Source organism: Streptomyces rugosispiralis (genome assembly GCF_024505145.1).
GTDB classification, from domain to species: Bacteria; Actinomycetota; Actinomycetes; order Streptomycetales; family Streptomycetaceae; genus Streptomyces; species Streptomyces rugosispiralis.
The window spans coordinates 67,428-87,994 of sequence record NZ_JANIAA010000010.1 but is presented as its reverse complement, the minus strand read 5'-3'; the positions used below and the strand labels follow the sequence as shown (position 1 = coordinate 87,994).

General features: G+C 66.5%; 12 protein-coding genes and 4 pseudogenes. 13 read left to right on the top strand and 3 right to left on the bottom strand.

Going from position 1 to position 20,567, the window contains the following annotated elements:
* Nucleotides 1-91: 91 nt before the first annotated feature.
* From NP777_RS18225 to NP777_RS18215, 3 genes are all read left to right on the top strand, one after another.
* Complete coding sequence (locus NP777_RS18225; protein ID WP_256651207.1) at nt 92-991, top strand: AAA family ATPase; 900 nt, start codon at nt 92-94, stop codon at nt 989-991.
* Between the two features lie 1,135 nt (nt 992-2,126).
* On the top strand, nt 2,127-4,985 hold the full coding sequence (locus NP777_RS18220; RefSeq protein WP_256651206.1) for a hypothetical protein: 2,859 nt from the start codon (nt 2,127-2,129) through the stop codon (nt 4,983-4,985).
* 138 nt (nt 4,986-5,123) lie between these two features.
* A complete protein-coding gene (locus NP777_RS18215; protein ID WP_256651205.1) occupies nt 5,124-6,290 on the top strand; it encodes a hypothetical protein in 1,167 nt (388 codons plus the stop codon).
* Nucleotides 6,291-6,900: 610 nt separating this feature from the next.
* Here the strand turns inward: NP777_RS18215 and NP777_RS18210 are convergent.
* Together NP777_RS18210 and NP777_RS18205 are read right to left on the bottom strand one after the other, a co-directional pair.
* A pseudogene (locus NP777_RS18210) lies at nt 6,901-8,478 on the bottom strand (diguanylate cyclase domain-containing protein); the annotation flags it as partial.
* A gap of 319 nt (nt 8,479-8,797) precedes the next feature.
* Nucleotides 8,798-9,196, bottom strand: a complete 399-nt coding sequence (locus NP777_RS18205; RefSeq protein ID WP_256651204.1) for a hypothetical protein — start codon at nt 9,194-9,196, stop codon at nt 8,798-8,800.
* 170 nt (nt 9,197-9,366) lie between these two features.
* On the opposite strand from NP777_RS18205, the gene NP777_RS18200 reads away from it, so the two are divergent.
* The 10 genes and pseudogenes from NP777_RS18200 to NP777_RS48515 all read left to right on the top strand — a co-directional run bounded on the left by NP777_RS18200 (nt 9,367) and on the right by NP777_RS48515 (nt 19,280).
* Nucleotides 9,367-9,729 (top strand): tetratricopeptide repeat protein, encoded by a 363-nt coding sequence (locus tag NP777_RS18200; protein WP_256651203.1) that lies wholly within the window; start codon nt 9,367-9,369, stop codon nt 9,727-9,729.
* Between the two features lie 513 nt (nt 9,730-10,242).
* Nucleotides 10,243-11,101 (top strand): annotated as a pseudogene (locus tag NP777_RS18195) (integrase core domain-containing protein); the annotation flags it as partial.
* A gap of 191 nt (nt 11,102-11,292) precedes the next feature.
* Nucleotides 11,293-11,808 carry an ArsR/SmtB family transcription factor gene (locus NP777_RS18190; RefSeq protein WP_086885955.1) on the top strand — a complete coding sequence of 172 codons (516 nt, stop codon included), beginning with the start codon at nt 11,293-11,295 and terminating at the stop codon, nt 11,806-11,808.
* A 3-nt stretch (nt 11,809-11,811) separates the two neighbouring features.
* Nucleotides 11,812-12,906 (top strand): serine hydrolase domain-containing protein, encoded by a 1,095-nt coding sequence (locus NP777_RS18185; protein WP_256651202.1) that lies wholly within the window; start codon nt 11,812-11,814, stop codon nt 12,904-12,906.
* Between the two features lie 738 nt (nt 12,907-13,644).
* Nucleotides 13,645-14,139 carry a hypothetical protein gene (locus tag NP777_RS18180; protein WP_256651201.1) on the top strand — a complete coding sequence of 165 codons (495 nt, stop codon included), beginning with the start codon at nt 13,645-13,647 and terminating at the stop codon, nt 14,137-14,139.
* A 321-nt stretch (nt 14,140-14,460) separates the two neighbouring features.
* Entirely contained in the window at nt 14,461-14,781 is a 321-nt protein-coding gene (locus tag NP777_RS18175) for a CU044_2847 family protein (RefSeq protein WP_256651200.1), read from the top strand.
* 5 nt (nt 14,782-14,786) lie between these two features.
* Nucleotides 14,787-16,571 (top strand): annotated as a pseudogene (locus tag NP777_RS48525) (serine protease); the annotation flags it as partial.
* 192 nt (nt 16,572-16,763) lie between these two features.
* Nucleotides 16,764-18,356 (top strand): annotated as a pseudogene (locus NP777_RS18165) (ATP-binding response regulator); the annotation flags it as partial.
* Nucleotides 18,357-18,803: 447 nt separating this feature from the next.
* Nucleotides 18,804-19,001 carry a hypothetical protein gene (locus tag NP777_RS48520; protein WP_256651199.1) on the top strand — a complete coding sequence of 66 codons (198 nt, stop codon included), beginning with the start codon at nt 18,804-18,806 and terminating at the stop codon, nt 18,999-19,001.
* Nucleotides 19,002-19,004: 3 nt separating this feature from the next.
* Nucleotides 19,005-19,280, top strand: coding sequence for a transposase (locus NP777_RS48515; RefSeq protein ID WP_256651319.1), 276 nt, complete (start codon nt 19,005-19,007; stop codon nt 19,278-19,280).
* A 23-nt stretch (nt 19,281-19,303) separates the two neighbouring features.
* Here NP777_RS48515 and NP777_RS18150 read toward each other — a convergent pair whose 3' ends face one another.
* Nucleotides 19,304-20,419, bottom strand: a complete 1,116-nt coding sequence (locus tag NP777_RS18150; RefSeq protein WP_256651198.1) for a helix-turn-helix domain-containing protein — start codon at nt 20,417-20,419, stop codon at nt 19,304-19,306.
* Nucleotides 20,420-20,567: the final 148 nt, after the last annotated feature.

The following is a 20,567-nucleotide window of genomic DNA, read 5'->3' as shown; positions in this document are numbered from 1 at the left end:
GTTGGCAGCATTCGGACCTCGCCAACACCGCGCCGAGGGCAGAATGACCGGACGATCAAAGACCTGCCCTACTGCAGCCGGGAGGGACCGATTGCTGACGTACGACAAGGAATTCGCGCCGATTTCGGACGGAGTCACGACCCCGACCGACGGCTCGGGCTATCCCACAGACGACGAGGTCTACGTATTCGACGATGACCGGCTCGTGCTGGCCGTCAACGTCGCGCTTAAGACGGGTAGACCGCTGCTGCTCTTCGGACCGCCTGGCTCGGGCAAGTCCTCCCTAGCACCCAATGTCGGCCGAATCATGGGCTGGAATCGCTATACCCACGTTGTGACCGCCAGGACAGAGCCGGAGGACCTCCTCTGGCGGTTCGACGCCCTGAAGCGACTCAACGATGCCCAGGCGCACCAGCTCGACCCGGATGTTTCACGCTACTACGCAAAGGGCCCCCTGTGGCGGGCCTTCGAGGAGGGGGGAACGAGGCGGTCTGTCGTGCTTATCGACGAGATCGACAAGGCCGACCCTGACCTGCCCAACAGCCTTTTGGGCCCGCTGGGTTCACTGTCTTTTCCTTGCCCCTGGGACGACGAACGGCAGGTGACGGTGAGTGAGAGCGAGGCCCCACTGGTCGTCATTACGACGAACGACGAGCGCGAGCTCCCCCGCCCCTTCCTGCGCCGCTGTATCGTCTTCGAGCTGCGTCCTCCGGACAGGGAGCACCTCCTTCGGGTCGCGCGCGGGCATCTGGGCACGCACTACGAGGAGGCACTCGCGGGCTATGTCGCCGACCAGGTCTTTGACGTCCGCGCCAAGTTGGAGGGATCCGGCCCCGGCCCCAGCACTGCGGAGTACCTGGACGCACTCAAGGCGAGCCAGCGGTTGGGGGTAGTGCCGGGTACACCTGAGTGGGCTGTCCTGGAGGACGTCACTCTCCAAAAGCGCCGCGCCCCGCACAGGCGCCGTGATGGCGTGGAGCGCAACACGTGACTGCTCGGGGTGAGATCTTTATAGGTGATCTGATCAAGGCGCTGTCGGGGCTGCGACCGCGGGACACCGAGACCGCCTCGGTTATTGCGGGGCTCTTGGGCATGGAGCCCGACGAGGCGACGGTCGGTCTGACTGTCGGTGCGGCGGTCACGTCCACCCTCCGTACCCAAGGGCCCGGACGTCGTGGCGAGACGGTCCCGACTGCCCTGCCCGCACCTGTCCTCGCAGAGGACTCCGGCGGCGGCCCCCGGCCTGCACCATCATTCCCGGCGCCGGCGCCGGTGCCGCGCCGCCCCGGATGTCTCAGGGACCCTGGCTCCACCAGCGCCGCCGATTTCCCTCCGAGCGAGGTGCGGGTACGGGCGCCGGAACTCGCGGGACGGGACGTCGACTTCTCGCTCACCGTCCTGCGGCCGCCCTCGGTCCCTCTCGTACCTCCCGCCCCCGCGGTCCCGCCGATTGACGCACCCGGCCATGAGCCGGATGGCAATGATGGCCAGGCCTCCCTCCCCTTCGAGCCGCCGTGGACGACGGACTGGGCGCGGGGGTTGATGTTCGCCGCTGTGTCCACCCCGGTGGAGAGCCGCACACTAGACCAGCGGCGGCTGATCGGGAAGGTATCGAGTCAGCAGGTGGTACGTGCGGTCCCCTGGCAGCACCGGCCCAGCGCCCGGCGTGGAGTCCAGCTCCTGACCGATCATGGTCCCGGGATGGCGCCCTTCCATCTCGACCGGGCCTGGCTGCGGGACCTGGTGGAAAGCGTTGCGGGACGGGACAGGGTCGAGGTACTCAGGTTCCGTGGCTGCCCTGCGCAGGGTGTGGTCCGTTCCGTCCTGACCGGCCCGCAGGTCTACAGGCCTCCTGTTCCGGGCACGCCAGTGGTCCTGGTGTCCGACCTCGGCCGGGCCCGGCCACCCTTCACCGGAGCCTACGCCGCCCGGGCAGAGGAGTGGCGGCGTTTCGTCGAGGCAGTGGTGCACGCCGGGTGCCCGGTGATCTGTCTGACACCGTATGACCGTGAGGGGTACCCCCCGGGCCTGCGCGAGAAGGTTGCGTTGGTGCCTTTCGACCGCCGTATCACGCTCGGTGAGGTAAGGCAGGCCACGAGCAGGGCTCGCGACATGATGGAGAGATCATGACCGGGCTCCGAGGAGAACAGGGAATGGCGGACCTCGTCGACGCGTTAGCACGTCAGCAGCCTGATCTGGTCCGCCTTGCGGAGTGCGTATCGCTGGCTGCCGGCGTCGACCGGAACTTCCTGCGCCGTGCCCGGTTGCGCTTCCTTCCCGAGTCTGCGGCAGGGCTCGAGGCCGATCTGTGGTTCTCACTCCTGGTGGAGGCGGCGGGCGTGCACAGCCTGCTGCTTGACCCCGAGGCCGCACAGGCACTGCGAGACAGGCTGTTGCGTCAGTCTCCCCAACGGCTGGCGGACATCCACGAGTTCACCACCTCAGCCCATGCCCGCGCCCCCGCCATCGTCAGACTGTACGAGGAACTATTGTGGTCCTACCTGTCCCTCACACCGATGCCGGAACACCGCCTGGCGCAGCAGATGGGTGCGGTCCTGAACGCCGTCTCCTCGGACGGCGCGGCTGCGGACGACGCGGGACGCTGGGTGCTCCACTACATGCCACGCCTGCCCGCCGCAGTGCTGCGCCGCGGGGATGTCTGGCGCCTCCAGGTGGTCTCCTGTGAACGGCTGGGGCTGGAGCCGCCCCCGGACCCTCTGGGACGGTCCTCCTACGCTACCGCCGAGGCCCGGGCGCTGGTGCAGCGCTCGGTGCAGCTCGGGGTGAGGGCACGTTCCGACGGCATCGTCGTCAGCAGGCCGCCGTCCCACGGGTCTAGGACGATCGGGGCCGTGGGCACGCGCCAGGTACGGCTGGATGCGTTGAGCCCGCTGGGCCACTCTTCGGAGCCGGTGCGTCTGGAACTCCATGAGGAGCAAACCTTGCACCTGCCCTTCAGCGTGGTGCAGCGGGTCTCACAGGAGGGGGTGGTGGACGCGAGCCTGGCACACCCGGGGGCCGTGCTCGGCATCGCGGTCTCCTCGACCGCCGATCCGGCGATGCCCATTTCCCCGTCCGCACAGTGTGCGGTACTTCTCCCGGACGGCACCATCGTTGTCCACGGGCATGACAGCGCGGAGATAGTCCGTCTATCCGCCGATGCCTACCCGACAGCGCGCAGGAATCTGGCTCTCTCTACGGACGGGACAGTGCTCTCATGGGTGGAGGGCGATGTCGTACGCCAGTTCCATTTGGTGCGTCATACGGAGAGCGCCGTCGGCCGACTGGCGTCGGAGGATGCAATACATCATCTGGCGGCCGGTGCAGGAACCGTCCTGTACTGGACGGACGAGAGCGCGGGTACCCTGGTGCGCGTCGACGCCCCATTGGCCGAGGGGCAGTTGCGCACCTGGACGTTCCAGGGGCTGGCCGTCGATCTGCTGTGGATCTCTCAGGACGGTGCCAGGCTGGCAGTTGTCGACCCCTCGACGATACTGCGCACATGGTTGGTCGACGGCGAGCGGAACGCAACTGTCCTGGCCTCACGGGTGACAGCCGTGTCCGGGACGGCGAACGGCTCGATCCTGGTCTGGGCCACCGACGACGGCCGTGTCTGGTCGCAGGAGACCGCGTCCGATACCACGCGGGGGCCGCTTTTGGTCGGGCGGGCGCCGTGGCGCGTGGTGTCGTTGGCCGTCAGTGACGACCGAGCCAGGGTGGCCGGTGCTGGTCGCGACCACCGGCTGATGGACTGGTCGCTCGTGGAGCAGGACCAGCCGGCGGCGGAGACTCTGCTGCGTTTCAGGGCCGACCGGGTCGCGTCGGTCGGCAGCGGCTGGGTGGTGGCAGGGGCGGGTGGACCGGTCGAGCTGAGCGTGGAAGACGGCCGCAGATATCTCGTCACGCCGGACCCGGAGCCCGCGCCTGAGGACGACTCGGTGCCGTTGTGGGCCCGTGGCTGCGTCTTCGTGGAGGCTTCGCTCGCGGATGGCCTCGGCCCGCCCGTCCGGTGGATTCAGTTCCTCCAGGAATGGGGAGTCGGCTGTGTGGCCGTAGGACAACTGCCGGAGGACCTGGGAAACTTCGCTGACCTGCTCGCCGTCGCCCGCGAGCGCGGAGTACGCGTCGTGCTCGATCTCGGGGACGAACCATTGTCGTCGTCTCCCCTGCAGACGGTGCGCCGCTGGCTGGACCGGGGCGTGGACGGGCTGCGGCTGGTCGGGAACGGGGTCATCGAAGTGAGGACCCTGGAGGACATACGCCATCTCCTGGACGGCTACGACGAGCGACTGCTCATGTACGCGCCGGCCGGGGGCGCGGTGGCACAGGAGGAGAACACCGCAAGCGTGTTCCACACGGAGCCTGCGAATGAACTCGTCGCCTCGCTCGGATTCACCATCCGCAACCGCGAACTCCCCGACACGCGATTCGCCCAGGTCGTGTCTGCGTTGCGGGACGACATCTCCGGTACCCTCGCGCTGCTCGCCGAGGCCGACGCCCCGTTCCAGTGGAGCTACGCGCTGCCCCCGGGGCTCCGGGCGGAGGACCGGCGACTGGCAGCGTCCATCCTGCTGTCTCTGCCGGGCGGTCCCTGTCTGCCGCTGGAGTTGCTGGCCGAGGATGCGAAATGGAGGTCAGCCGCCCCCCTCCGCACCATGCTCGAACTGCGGCGGAACCACCTCGCACTCTCGCGGGGCGTGTGTCAGGTCCTCGATCTGGGGACTGATCGCATCCTGGGCGTGCTCCGCAGTCACGGGGACGAACGAGTCTTATGTCTGGTCAACCTGGCGTGGACGTCCACCATGGTGCGCCTCGACGGGGAGCATCATGGCACCGCCCGGTTACTGAACCACGGCGCCGTCCGGCTGCTGGATCTCTTCAACGGCTCCGATGTGCCGCGGTCCGCTGACTCGGGTGTCTTTGTGACCATGGCCGCCGGCGCCGTGATGTGGTTCCGGCTGACCGGGCCTCCCTCGTCGGGGTGACCGCCCCGATCCGTGTCCGATCAACGCCATCTTCGCAGGAGAAGTAGCCCCATGTCCCGTCCCCGCGTCTTTGTCAGCCACAGCTCCAAGTCATGTGAAGGTATCCACTGCATGTGCGTCCCGTACCGTGACGCCACGGTGGAGCTCCTGCGCGATCTGGGCTGCCTCCCGGTGGTCGACACGGCGGGCGAATCGGGGGCACTGACCGGAGGCGACATGTGGCATCACAAGCTCATGCGGGAGCTGCGCCGCTGTCAGGCGACTGTGCTTTTACTCTCTCCCCACGCCCTCACCTCGCGCTACGTCCTGGAGGAGGCGTTCGTCTCCACGTATCTGTGTGAGGCCACCAACAGCAGTTTTCTCCTCCTCCCGGTTACGCTACCGGGGGTCAACCGCCGGAAGCTGGCGGACAGCGACCTGGCCGCTGTGAGGTTGGACAGGTTCGACATGGCTGACTGGACGTCGGAGGCCGGGCCGATGTGCCCCCCGAGGAAACTCACCGATCCCTTGCGCGTACTGGTCGAGCGGTGCGGTTCCCTCCCGTATCCGCGGGTGACCGAGTTCGTCGCGGACCGAATCGAGTCCCTGGACACGCCGGTGTTGATGGACACCGCCGAGCTGCTGGGCGTTACCGGTCGGGACTTCGCGGCGGACCACATGAACTACGTCATCTCCGCCGGACTCCTGAGCGAGCGCCCCGTAACGGATTTCGGCGACGAGTGCGCTATGCGCAAGGCGCTCAGTCGCTTTCTGCCCCTGCTCAAGGACAAGGAGCTGCGCCGGGACCTGGTGGATGTGGTGGTGCCGTTCGCCCGGGTGCCTGGCACGGCGGCGCAGCAGTTGCACGGACTGAGAGCCTCCGCAGACGTACGCATCGCCATCCTGCGGGCCCAGTACCCGGGCACTGCCGACATGTATCTACGCAGGGCCAGCGAGGCCCCGGAGCCCTGGGTGTCATACAAGCCCGTTCCTCGTGCGGGGGTGGATTTCCTCGACGGCCTCGTGGAGGACATACGGGCCTTCCTTACCGAAGAGATCTTCTACGGGGGGTGCGACGAGGTTACGATGGAGCGGGTGCTGGCGCGGGAGGAAAACGAGCAGGGGCCCGTCACCGTCGTGCTGAACCTCCAGCCCGACCGAGAGCTTGTGGATCGTCTCAAGACAGCGTTTCCCAGACTGCTGTTCGTCTTCGCGCATGGCCAGGCGGATGCCGGAGCTTCAGAACCCGGGCACGTGCGGCTGGATTTCCTCACGCCGTCACAGGAACAGGACATGATCAGCACGCACAGGCGCTTCAGCGGGTAGACGCCGCGTCACCGGCCCCGGCCGGGCCGGTGATCTCGATCCGTACCTCTGGCAGCCAACGGCTCAGCGCGTCTGTCCCCTCGGCCGGTGGCTCCGGCAGCCTCAGCTCCCGCAGCCAGCGGGCCGCGGACAGAGACGCCAGGACGTCGACCGGAGGGAGAGGCGCGATGTCGAGGAAGACCACCCCTGTCCCGGCCAGCGCACTCACGTTGGCCAGCGCGTCGCAGCCCGTGAGGGTGAGGACGCGCAGCCGCTCACAACCATCCAGAGCCGTCAGGTCGGTGAGCAGGGCGTTGTCGGCGACCGTGAGCGACCTCATCCCGGGGAGGCGGTGCAGCGGGCCTGGATCGGCCAGGTCACCCCGGAGAATCACGTGGTGGACGTGCGGGGCGTCGAGGAGTATGTACAGGCTCTCGGCGTTGCTCACCTCGACGACACTCGGTTCCTCTGTGGCTGCGGTGTGCGTCCGCGTCCGGTTGACGAACTGCCAGTGGACGGGCGGCCGGTGCGGAACCCACACCCCTGCCGACTGGTCCCGTAGGCGGCTGGCCACTACATTCCCTTGGTCAGGGTGCGACTCCGGCTCCCGCACGGATTGACGTTCGGCGAAGCGGGCCTGCTTGTCTTGATACATGCGCGCGTCCGCAGCCTTAAGAACCTCCTCGATCGGCGTCCCGCAGGCGGCCCAACTGACCCCGAAGCTTGCGCCCACGTTCACCCGGCGCCGACCTACCCGGATAGGCTGGGCTACCTCCGCACGGAGCCGCGCGACGAGGTCGTTCACCTCCGACTCGCCGCGACCCGCGACCAGCACCACGAACTCGTCGCCGCCGATACGCGCCACCGTGTCGCCCTCTCCCACCTGAGTGGTCAGCCGCCGGGCGACCTCGATCAGCGTCACATCGCCCATGTGGCGGCCGAAGCGGTCGTTGATGTGCTTCATACCGTCGAGATCGCAGAAGAGGACCGCGAGTCGGCCACTTGTGCTCAGGGCGTCCTCCTTCTCGGAGGGCGGTCCGATGTGGACGTGGCCGATCGGTGTACGGTCGGCGCCCTTGTCACGCTCGCCGGCGCAGATCGCTTGGCTGAACCGGGTCCGCAGCTCGGCGCTATTGATCAGGCCTGTGAGGGAGTCATGGTTGGCGCGGCGGGTGAGCTGCAATTCATGGCGCTTGTGTTCTTCGATGTCCTCGATGTGGGTGAGCAGAAAACGCGGGCCGTCGGCGGCGTCGGCGACTACCGAGTTGTGCAGCGCAACCCAGACGTAAGAGCCGTCACGGCGAGCAAGGCGCAGTTCGGAGCGGCCGCCCTCGGCGGAGGTGCGTAGCAGGGTGCCGATGTCCTCGGGATGGACGAGGTCGGCGAACGCGTAGCGACGCATCGCAGAGGCCGGGCGACCCAGCAGCCGGCACAGGGCCTCGTTGGTGCGCAGCAGGCGACCGTGGCCATCGCCGCCCATCTCGGCGATGGCCATGCCGCTGTGCGCATATTCGAACGCCCGTCGGAAGGAATCCTCACTGGCCCGGAGTGCCTGCTGCTCGCGCTCTAGGCGCAGCAGGGCGCGCTGCATGTTGCCGCGCAGCCGGGCGTTCCCGATGGCGATGGCGGCATGGAAGGCGTACGTCTGCAGCGCCTCGCACCCCCATGCTCCGGGGCGTAGCCCGTCGTGCGGGCCATCGGCCGCGATGATACCGAGCAATTGGCTGCCAACGGCGTACATCGGGGCGTAGAGCCGATCGCCCGGGTGCCATGCATCTTCCCCTTGACGGTCCGGCGCGGGATGGTTCCACTCCGGTACTCCGTCGTCGAAGAAGGCGCTACGGGTGTACGGGATGAACCGCAGGTCTCCCCAACGGTCGCCTTCTGTTAGGCGGCGCTCCCACGAGTCGCGCGGACCGGTCTGCCCGTCCAGATGTACCTCGGCCTCGGGGCTACCCGCTATGGCGGCTACCTGGAGGTCGCCTGCGGGGCCGACCAGGTGCACGACCGATAATCCGTAGCCGAGGGCGCTCGGGAGGCCGTCGGCTACGGCCTGCAAAGTGTCCGCGAGGCTGTGGCTTGTGTTGAGCCTCGTGATTGCCTGCTGTAGCTGGCGCAGGCTGGCCAGCCGGATTAACGGTTCCGATTGCATTTCGTTCACGACACCGCCCGTCGGCCGGTCCCGCACCACCGCACCAGCGTCCCCCATGCTCCTTGCTCGGCTCTCCCCACCGGCCACAGCATAGAAGTTCAGCACGAGCGACTAGTGGTACCACGCTGGCGACCACGCAATTTGGTCTGACGGCATGTGGCGGGCCTGACGCGGAGTGCTTGCTTGACCTGGTCTACTCCCATCGACGTGGTGCGGTGGAGAGCCTGTACAGGGCTCAGATCACCCGGTGCTGCTTGCCTTCCTGGAGGCCGCAGCCCGGGCTACCTAGACGACGATGAAAGGGCCGTCGACCCCGGGTGGTTCAACCCGGGCGCTCGCCCGTGCCCGTACCATCGTCAAGCAGACCACCAGCCCGCTAAAGGACGTCGCCCGTCCAGGCCGGATGGGCGTTGCGTCGGGCGTGGTGCGCCTTGCCGACTTCCTGCAGCAGCACGGTGACCGGACCCGCCGAACCGTCTGCCCGCTGGCCTCCTTCTGGGACGCCGCGGCCGAGCACCTCACGGACGCCACGGACCTCCACCGCCTCGCCTACGCCGCCCAGCAGCGGGCGAGGCTGCGCCACGCTGCCGTCCTGTACGCAGCCAGTGCGGACGCCGGGGACCCGTCCGCCCTGTTCGCGCTCGCAATGCGGATGGACCGGGCCGAAGACCACGAGACAGCGCACCGGCTCATCGAGGCCGCCGCAGCCGCGGGTGACGGACAGGCGGCGGGCGAACTTGCGTGGCGGCGAATAGAGGCGGGGGAGTCTGCGCAAGCGGACCGGATCCTCCGAGGCGCTACTGATGCCGTGTGCCCGGACACCCTGGCGAGGCTGGCACTCAGGCATGAACTGTCCGGGGACGGAGTCCGGGCCAGGCAGCTATACCTGGCCGCAGCTGAGCTGGGAAACGAGTCCGCGCGAAGGCATCTCGATTGGGAGGCGCGATGGGAAGCGGATCGAAATGCGGAGCGACGAGAGGCGTTGGAGCCCCCTCGTCTTCCGGGGCCGAGGACACGGCCCTGTTCGTCCTGGAGGACGTCGACTCCTATGTGCTGCGCCACAACAGGCCGGACGTCGATCCGGTGACCCGCTGGTTCCTGGAGTACGGCAGTCTGCACGAGCTGTTCGCGGATGCGCACGAACGTAAAGGAAACCGCGAGGAGGCCGAACGCCTGCACCAGGCGGCCGCCTGGTTGGGGAACTCCAAGGCATTGCGGAAGCTGGCGCAGTGGGCGGCAGAGTCGGGGCACCCTGAGAAGGCGGAGCGGCTGTACCTCGCGGCTATCGACACCGGAGACGACAGCTGATTGTTCGACCTGGCCTCTTCCCGAGGGGAGGAGGTGGACAGCTACGAGCGCCACGGCATCGAGGCCGACGGAACGCTGTCCCAGTCGTGGCCTTGGCTCGTCCCGAGAACGGTCAGCCCTACGACTTCCATCGAACCCGAGCGCGAGGGACGGGGTCAGCCCGGGTGACAGCACGGACGGGAGTGCACCCAGGAGGTGATGTGTGCTGTTCGGAACTCGTCGCCCCTGGTCAAACTGCGTAGCCGATGGTGATGTGGAGTTGCTGGCCCAGGGCGGTGGCCACGCGTGGCGGGGCGCGGGTGGAGGGGAGGGTGATGCTGGTTTCCAGGCAGGCGATGGCGGGCTGGTCATGCCGGCGCGGCGGAGGAGTTCGGTCGGGGACCAGCCCAGTTCGGTGTGACGCTGGTGCGGTCCGGCCGATTTCGATGGCCAGCCCGGTTTCGTCCCAGATCTGCTACGCCTGGGGGCGAGACCGGTCTCCTCATCGGTCAGTTCCTCGGCGCAGCGGGTCTTCCATGTGGAGTGATTCGCTGGCATCGGGAGCTGCTCAGGCGGTGCCATACCGCGACCTGCGTGTCCAAGCGGCGTGGACGCCCACGCACCATTCGATCGATCCGCGCCCTCGTCCTGCGTCTGGCCAGGGAAAATGCCTCGTGGGGGTATCGCCGGATTCACGGCGAGCTCGCCGCGCTGGGGATCAAGGTCGCCGCCTCCACGGTCTGGGAGATACTCCGCGAGCACGGCATCCCACCCGCACCCGAACGGCAGAGCACCACCTGGGCCGACTTCCTGCGCAGCCAGGCCGAGGCCCTTCTCGCCTGCGATCTCTTCGAAGTCCGAGCGCTGACAGGGGCGCGCCTGTATGTTTTCGCCGTCATCGAGCACACCACCCGTCGCATCAGGATCCTCGGTGTCACCGCGCATCCGACCGGGTACTGGATCGTGCAGCTCGGACGCAACCTCCTCATGGACCTCGAGGACGCGGGCAGCAGGGCACGGTTCCTGATCCGAGACCGCGACTCGAAGTTCACAGCCGCCTTCGACACCCTGATGACCGATGCCGGTCTCAAGGTCGTCACGACCGGCATTCGGATACCACGGATTGACTCGCTCATGGAGCGCTGGATACAGACCTGCCGCAGCGAACTCCTGGACCGGACCCTGATCTGGAACCAGGGTCATCTCCTCCACGCCCTGCGCGGGTATGAATCCTTCTACAACGAGCACCGCCCGCACAGAGCCCTGGAACAAGCCGCTCCCTGCCGCCCGCTACCCGCCCCCCATCACGCAACAAGCCCAGCTTGCCCACCTGGACGTCCGCAGACGAGACCGACTCGGCGGAACCCTCCACGAGTACCAGCGAGCGGCCTGAACTGCGCGGATGATTTATCGGCACCCACAATGCGTGGCCGCAGGGCCCTGACCAGCAGTGATGGCCGCATCGTCGGTCATCGGTGTCCTACGCCTGTGGGACGAGGCGGCGTTGGTGGAGCTGGATGGGATCGCGGTGCTGTCGTAACGATCCCCTTGCTCTGTTATTCCGTAATAACGTAACCTCGAACCATGGCCGATGAGTCCCTCGATGAGCGGGTCGCCGCGCTCGAAGAGCGGGTGACGCGACTGGAGTCCGCGCCGCCGGAGGCAGACCGGGACGAGGTGTTCTGGGCGCTCGAGGGGCTGCGCCGACGGCTCACGGGGCAGGGGCAGGTGCTGTTCACCGGCGCGGTCGACCTGCCCAACGGCGAGCACTACGAATGGCAGCAGGGCGCGGCGGCGCACGGGCTGCTCGACGCGGACTGGTCCCAACACGCCGCGCCGTACGCCGCGCTGGGCCACCCGGTGCGGCTCACCCTGCTGCGGGCGGTGCTGCGCGGCACCCGCTCCGCGGCCGAGCTGCAGGAGACCGCCGGGCTGAACACCACCGGCCAGCTCTACCACCACCTCAAGCAGCTCACGGCGGCCGGCTGGCTCCAGGCCGAGGGACGCGGCCACTACCAGGTGCCTCCGGGCAGGGTGGTGCCGCTGCTCGTGCTGCTGTCCACCGTGGTGCCGACAGGAAACCGAACGACGGGGGAGTGACCCATGGACCGACGGAAATTTCTTACCGTGGCGACGGCGGCGACGGGCGTATCGCTGTTGCCCGGGACCGCCGCCGCGGCCGACGGGACCCTGCCCGCGCGGGTACGGCGTCAACTGGACCGGGCGCTCGCCGCCGGCAGTCCGAGCGCGGTCTGCGGGGTTATCCACGGCGGACGTCCCTACGTGGCGGGCGCGGCCAAGGACGGGGAGGCACCGGCACCGGACGGCCGGACCGTGTTCCAGCTCGGCTCGATCGGCAAGACACTCACCGCCACCGCCCTGGCCCGCGCCGTCTGCGCGGGCGAGACCCGCCTCGACGCACCGCTCGTCCTGCCCGCCCGCTTCCCCGTCCCGCGCAAGGGCCCCCGGCGGATCACCCTGGCCGATCTGGCGACCCACACCTCCGGTCTGTCCTCGCTGCCGCCCAACCTCCTCGCCGGAGCGGATCCCCACGATCCGTACGCCCGCTACACGCTGGACGACCTGGCCGCCGGGCTCGGCGAGACAACCCTGGACAGCGAGCCGGGCAGCACATACGCCTACGCGAACCTCGGCTTCGGACTGCTGGGCCAGGCGCTGGCCTTCGACGCCGTGGACGCGATGCTGTGGCGCCGGGTGGCCGCGCCGCTCCGTCTGTCGGACACCACGACGACCCTGCGGCCGGATATGGCCTCCCGCAAGGCCGTCGGGCATCTCGACGGGGAGGCCGTTCCCGACTGGCACGACCGGGTGCTCAGCGCGGCGGGCACCTCGATCTACAGCACCGCCGATGACATGCTGCGCTTCCTGGGCGCCCAACTCCATCCGGAGCGCTCGCCCTTGCGGGCCGCCATCGAGCTGACCCAGCGGCCTCACTTCACCGTCGACCGCGACCTGCGGCTCGGCCTCGGCTGGCATCTCAGCCCGCTGCCCAGCGGCCGGACCATGACCTGGCACAACGGCAGCACCGGCGGATTCAGCACCTGCGCGGCGTTCAGCCGGGAGAGCGGGACGGCGGTGGTGATGATGGTGAACACCTTCAGCCAGGAGACCGGGTCCGGGGCCCGCCCGGTCGACGAGCTCACCATCGCCCTGCTCGGCGAGCTCGACGCGGACTGAGCCGGATCCCCGCCCCCGACGCCGTGACGCCGGGGGCGGTGGATGCGGAAGGTGGCCCCACTCGCCGAGTGAACACGCTTGCTGGGTGATCCAGGGGCCGGTCGGGTGTCGAGTGATGCCGACGATGTGCACGCGGCGGGCGCCATGGTCGATGAAGAACAGCACGAACCGGCGCCGCAAGAGGATGGTGTCGATGTGGAAGAGGTCGGTGGCCACGATGTATCTCCCAGACGGTGGAGGCGCCGACCTTGCGTCCCAGACCAAGCAGTTCGCCGTGGGTCCGTCGATATCCCCACCCCGGGTTCTCCCGCGCGAGGCGCAGGATCAGGTGCCGCAGTGCTTCCGGCTTCGGAGGTCGGCCCGGGCGGCGGTGTGGATAGGTCCACTTCCGGGCGACGAGGCGTGCGTGCCAGCGTAGGACCGACCGCGGTGTGACCAGCAACGCCAGCCGTGCACGCTGCTTCTTGTTCACCATCCGGAGCAGCGCTGCCATGACAGTCCGATCGCTCCAAGAAAACCGAGGCCGTGGCTGGATGCGTTGCGCGACAGCGAGCTGGTGCCGGAGCGTCAAGATCTCGACGTCCTTCGCCGCACTCGACCGGGCAAGCAGCACAAGCCACCCGAAGAGCTGGCACGTTAGTTGATAGATCAGACGTATCGCCACGACCCAGCATGATGCCGCACAGCACCCGCCAGCCTCCCGCGCTCGGGTAGATCCGAACCCGCAGGTCACCTCGGGTGACGCAGTTTCCGGCACCCACAGGGTGGTACGACGTCGCCCGCAAGCGCCTGCTGGCGGGGAAGTCCCTCCACCCCACCCAGCACGCCCAGGTCACCGAGGCCGTTCTGGCCGGGCGGCGCGAACCGCTGTGGAGCCCGGCGGCAAGCGGGAACGCAAGGTGCAGGACCCCGACCAAGTTCGCGGACTGGTTCGGCCTGAAGCTGGCCACCGGCGGCTTGGCGCAGGCGGTGCTGTTCCCGCGAATCGAGCGCGACGCCGCCCCGGCCGTCGGGGGCTGCCGCCGCACGCTCAGCGAGGCTGACTTCATGCACGGCGTGACCGAGGACCGCTACCCCGACATCCTCGGCCTCGCTCCGACTGGCGGCAGTGGCAGCAGCGACGCCCGGCGGAGCGTTGCCTACCACCTGGACAAACTGCTCCAGCACACCGTGGCCCTCGGCCACGACGTGGCGGCCAACTCTGTCTTCCTCCACCAGCTGCTCAGCGAGTAGTCCCGAGGCCCCTGCCGGGCGCTGACCTCCCCGCGCCCGGCGGGACGCACTCCGCCATCTCCCGGTCTTTACGAAGAAGGGCAGCGGGAGACAGCCGGGACACGAGTGACGGGCGGCGGAGCCTCCCCCCGACTCTCCGCCCACCCATGCATACACATGCTGGACGTCCACCGTCCTCCATACGCCGCACAGCGTGAGAGTGGCTCGATACCTTCGGAATCTCTCCTGGATTTCCCTGCGACGACAGTACTGGATGTCACAGGATGAGGGACATTGTTGCTGGCCCCATGGCTGGGGGCTCGCCGAGCGCAAGGGGGCACTGTGGCGGAACTCGTCATGATGACAGTGGACGATGATGGCGAAGGCACTGCCGTCTTCGAGGTTGACGGCGGCTTGGTGGGCTCTGACCTGGAACTTGCAGCGGACGACGGCGTGGTAGCCCGAGCCCAAACCTCGCTCCGCCAAGCGCTGGACCGCGTGAGGCCGGCTCTGTCGCAGGTCTCTGAAACGGTCCGAGAGCTTAAGCCGGATGAGATGGAGATTGAGTTCGGGCTGAAGATCGGTGGCGAAAGCGGCGTGATCATCGCTAAGGGGACGGCAGAGGTGAACTTCGCCGTCCGGGTGGTCTGGAAGCGCGCTTGACCCACATGCATGCTCGACGGGAAGGGTTCATCGTAAAGATCCGGTCAGCGGGCTCGGGCGCTCCCATCGGCCTCGGGTTCGTCGTCGGAGACCGGCACATCGTCACATGCGCGCATGTCGTCAATGCAGCGCTCGGACGCGACAAGCACCACCTTGAACGCCCCAGTGACGACGCACGAGTTCAGGTTGAGTTCGTGTTGCTCGGCGACACCGACGGCGCACCGCTTCGTATCTGTCGAGTGGAGGCGTGGGATCCGCCCTCCGGGCCAAGCGGCTCTGGACGCGATGTAGCCGGCTTGGTCGTTGTGGGTGGGGACACTCTGCCCGTTGGAGCCGGGCCAGCGCGGTTAGTCGATGCGCGTATTGGCCTGACCCCCGATTCGCAGGTATCAGTGTTCGGCTATCCAAGTGCCCCCGACCGAAAGGACAAGGGGGCCTGGGCAAGTTGCTCCATACGGGGAGCAGTCGGTGGTGGTTTGATCCAGCTCGATGCCCGCGCCGAGGCCGCCTTGCGAGCTCAGCCGGGATACAGCGGCACGCCAGTTGTGGCGACGGATCGCTGGGGCGATGCAGCAGTAGGAATGCTCGCCATCGCCAGCAAAGGAGGCGCAGCGCAAGATGCGTATGCGGTGCCCCTGTCGGAGGTAGCGGCCGCATGGTCCGAGGTCCTGGGTCGGTTGGTACTTCCTCCGTGTCCGTACCGAGGGCTGCGGGCGTTCACAGCCGCAGACGCTCAGGCAGGCATCTTCGTGGGGCGCGAGCGTGAGGTCAAGCGGCTCCGGGAGATGGTGAGGGCTCAGCCGCTCGTTGTCGTCACCGGCCCTTCCGGTGTCGGCAAGTCGTCCCTAGTTGCGGCTGGACTGCAGCCTGCGCTCTCGGCCGACGGATGGACCGTGGCGTCCTTCCGACCGGGAGTGACCCCCTATGAATCAGTTGCTCGGGCCCTGCTTGATCTTGAGCATCCTGGAGCGAACCACTCCCTTGAACAGTTGGACCATCGAGCCCGGGCACTGCGCGAGGACGGATTCTGGCCCGTAGCTTCGAAGGTTGCCCTGTTAACCGGCGAACGCCTAGCCCTCATTGGGGATCAGTTCGAGGAGGTGCTTAGCGGGAGTCCGGAAACGGAGAAGGCGCTGGAGTTCCTGCAGCATCTGCTACCGCCCCCAGACACAGTGCAAGACGCAAACGTACGTCTGGTCTGCACACTGCGTGCCGACTTTCTTCCCGAATTGCTGGAACTGCCCAATATCGGTTCCCGGCTACAGGATCGGCAGTTGAACGTCTCCCCGCTGGACGAGGCAGCACTGACGCGGGTGATCGTGGAGCCGGCACAGCTTGCTGGCGTGGCCTTCAGCCCGGGACTGGCGGAGACGATCGCGGGTGAAGCCAGTAGGGCGGCAGGTAGTCTGCCGCTCCTGGAGTTCACTCTGACCGAACTATGGCCCCTACAGCGTGAACGCCAGATCAGTTTCGACAGCTATCACGGCCTCGGAGGCGTTGCCGGAGCCCTGAACCAGCATGCAGAGAAGGCCTACTACTGGCTGCACGAACAACTCCGACTGGATGAGCAACGCATCCGTCGCGCCCTGCTTTCCATGATCCGTGCCCGCGGTGGGGCGGCCAGCGCCGTTCGCGTCACCGCCGAACGCTCCCATCTCAGCACTGACTGGTACATCGCCCAGCTACTTGCCGAACCGGACCGACGTCTTGTCATCCTGGGACCTGACGGACCCGAGACAGCAGAGATCGCACACGAGGCTTTAATTCGGGAATGGGACAGACTCTCTGTCTGGGTCGAGGAAGACGCCGATTTCCAGCAGTGGCTCATCGTCATGGAAGAACGCGCCCGAGATGAAGACCTGCTCTCTGCCACCCGAGTGGCCGAGGCGCAACGCTGGCTAGGTGAACGCCGCCCTGACATCCCGCATAAAGTCGCCAATCTCATCCAGCTCAGCAGTGCAGCGATCCTGGAACAACAGCAAACCCAACAGTTGTTAAGCCAATCTCAGGAGATTGCCGCAAAACTGCGCCATCAGACGGCGGAACTGGAGGAACGACAGAGGTCCCTCCAGGAGTCCAACGCTCAACTGGAACAGAGAGCCGAGCTACTGACACGGCAAAATCACAAGGTCGAGGTTAAGAACGCCGAGATCGAGGAAGCCAGGCAGGTCCTGGAGGAACGTGCCGAGCAACTCGCAGTCTCCATGCGCCACAAAACCGAGTTCCTGGCGAACATGTCGCATGAGTTGCGTACACCGCTCAACTCGCTGTTGATCCTGGCCAAGCTACTCGCCGACAACGACGAAAAGAACCTGTCCCAGAGGCAGGTCGAGTTCGCCGAGACCATCCACGGTGCTGGCTCCGATCTGCTGCAGCTGATTAATGACATCCTCGACCTGTCGACGGTTGAGGCGGGCAAGATGAAGGTCTCCACCAATCCTGCCACACTCGCAGAGCTCGCCGACTACCTGAAGGCCCTCTTCAGTCCATTGGCAGCGGAAAAGGACCTCAACTTCTCGGTACGTGTATCTCCCGAACTGCCCCCCACGCTACTCACCGACGAACACCGGCTGCTGCAAGTGCTGCGCAATCTGGTGTCCAACTCGATCAAGTTCACCGACTCCGGTGAGATCGAGGTGACCATTCACCCTGCTGGCATAGAGGTGCCGCTGGCTATCCGGCAGCAGCTTCTTGAGGCCGAGGCGCTGTCAGGCCCAGACGCCGATGTCGTCGCGTTCACCGTGATGGACACTGGGATCGGTATCGCGGCCAGCAAGATGGAAGTCATCTTCGACGCGTTCAAGCAAGTGGACAGAATGAAGAGCCGAAAGTACGGAGGTACGGGCCTCGGGCTCAGCATTTCACGAGAGATCGCGAGGCTGCTCGGCGGTGAGATCCATGCACGGAGCGAACCAGGTCACGGCTCGACGTTCACGCTGTACTTGCCGCTGCATCCGAGCGGACTATCACGGGACGACGAAAAGGTAGCAGAGGCACAGAATGAATTCGCTGCGCTCATCAGTCACCGTCAAAGGGCTGCAGCCCTGCCTCATTGGCAGACGGCACTGCCTGACCTGTCTGACGCCCGAGGGCAGTCAGGGGGCTTGACTCAGCATCGGAAATTTTCGGAGTTGGAACGGGACATCCGCTTTGACGGTGAGAAGGTGTTGATCGTCGACCACGATATACGCAGCGTCTTCGCACTGGCCAACCTCTTGGAACACCATGGTCTGGACGTGAGCTATGCCGAGAACGGCAGCGTGGCCCTCGATGCTCTGGAAGAGCGCGACGACATCAAGGTTCTCGTAATCGACGTCATGCCGCCAGCGGTGGACGGACCGACGACGATCGCGAAGATTCGCCGGACGCCGGAGCGCAGTGCAATGCCCATTATCGCGCTGACTTCGCGGGGTCCGCTCGGCGGCCAGGAGCTGGCTGTCGAGGCAGGCGCGTCCGCCTGCCTGGCCAAGCCAGTCAACTCTGACGTCCTGCTGCCCCTCTTGCGTCGATGGCTTGAAGAACCCGCAGACCCCCTGAGGCTGCCCCAAGCGAAGGCGCCTGAGGTGATCAAATGACAGTGCCCAACACATCAGCGAGCTCGGACACCTTGGGCGGCCTCGTGTGCGCGGCGGAGTTGGTCGATAAGGTTCGTGGCGGTAGTAGCAGCCTCGCCGATGATGCGGGCCACCGGGGTGGCGTCGTCGCGGTCGCGAGCCATCCGGTCCACCGCAGCGGAGGTCTGAAGCAGGATCTGAGGTAGGTGCTCGGCGAGCGCAGGACGAGCGCCGCGCTGCGGGGGCTGTCGTACTCGGCCTTACCGCTGTCAAGGTCCTCCGCGATCTGGCGCAGGGTCTTCGCAGCGTCCCGTGACAGAGGGCTGGGATCGTACGGCACCGGCTGATTCCTCCCGATCACGGTGGGCAGAGCTCCCAGTCTGTCTAAAGGGTGTCTATATTGCCGTAGGGTGATTGAGCTGGAGCTTTGCGATCGTCCAAGTATGGGCACGATCGGTGATCGTGGGTATGCGACTGCTCTACCTGATCCTCTGCTGGCTGCTGGGCTGCCTCCTCCTCGGCGACGGGGCCGGGCGCTTCCGATTCCTCATCCGTGACCGGGACAGTAAGTTCACCGCCGCATTCGACGCCGTCTTCGCTGGCAACGGCACAGCCGTCATCCCAACACCGCCGCAGAGTCCCCGGTCAAACGCGTTCGCCGAATGATGGATACGTACAGCCCGCGCCGAGTGCACCGACCGCCTCCTCATCACCGGCGAACGACATCTGCGCACCGTCCTCACCACGTATGCCGAGCACTACAACGCGGGACGGCCCCACCGCAGCCTGGACCTACGAGCCCCAGACGACGACCCGAACATCATCCCCCTACCTGCTGGCACAATCAGGCGCCGCCAGGTACTCGGTGGACTGTCCAACGAGTACCACACCACGCCACTCCGATTGACTCACCATCGACAGAGAACGCCCAGCTCGGCAGCCTGATCGGAATATTGACACCCTTAAGGTCAGAACTCCACGCGGGGTCGTTCGCTGATATCCCGACTGAGCAGGGTTCGAACGTCGGCTTCCGGAAGGCCGGAACGATTGATGAAATCGGCGAAGGAGATACCCGTTGTTTCCATGAGTTCTAGTGCGCGCTGCAGGAGTACGGGAGCCTCTGGATTCCCCAGGGGACCAGGCTCTACTTTTCTCCATCCTCGGACGGACAACGCCTTCCATCCTTGAGCGTAGGTGTGTTCGCTCATGACGCCGAGCGTTTTTGCCCTGACCAAAAGGGCGGCAAGCGAGACGTGCCATTTTGCCTTCAAACGGAGAAAAGCAGGCCAGTTGAGCCCCTCCGGTAGTTCGGATCTGATGTCGTCGGCTGGCATGAGGAACGTGGCGGCGAACTCGTGTGCCTGGCTCTCAGTGACCTTGTCGCCAATTTTTCCAGTGAGGCCGTGCAAGACCAGATGGCCTAGTTCGTGGGCCGCGTCGAAGCGGGAACGGTCACGCAGACCCTTGTCGGCCCCGAGAGCAACAACGGGCCTGTCGGCGAAGTCGACGCAGAATGCATCAACTTTTTCGATGCTGACACGGAAGCGGACAACAACAATCCCGTTCATTTCCAACAGGCGCACGACATCTTGAACTGGCCCGCGTGGGACGTTCCAGTGGTCACGGACCTGGGCTGCCGCTTGCTCGATATCGGCGGACTGAAGAGGCTGTCCTTCGTCGATTGGGACGCGCGGCAGATTGAGGTCGGGCAACGCAACGTGTTTTTCAAGCTCAAGTGCGAGTTCCCGCGCGAGGTGCACGTAGGCGAGCGCTTGTTGGCGATCTCGGGGGGAGGTTGATCGAAGGCTGCGGAAGAACCCGTTGACCTGATCCTGAGCAGGGGGGCGGGCTGGAGCGGCGAAGAACGACGGCGGTACCCGCAGGGCGACCGCAAGCCGGCGAAGCGTCGATGCGGCGGGCTTGGTGTGTCCGTTCTCGAACTGGCTGATCGAAGCCGCGGTGACGGAGCCGACTTCCCGGGCCAGCTGCACCTGGGTGAGCCCACGGAGTTCGCGCGCCATTCGCAGCCTGGCGCGATCGAACAGGGCCGCGATGTCGCCGGGGTCCAGTTGCGGGTCATTCACGTCGCTCGTCTCCGCGCCAGTCGACGTCCACCGATCAGCGGACGAATCTCGATCTTGATTGCTCCGCTCGCATCTTAGGCACACCTTGGTTACCGGACGGTCAAATCACCCGGCCTCAGCGGAACACGTCTGAGTGAAGTGTGTCGAG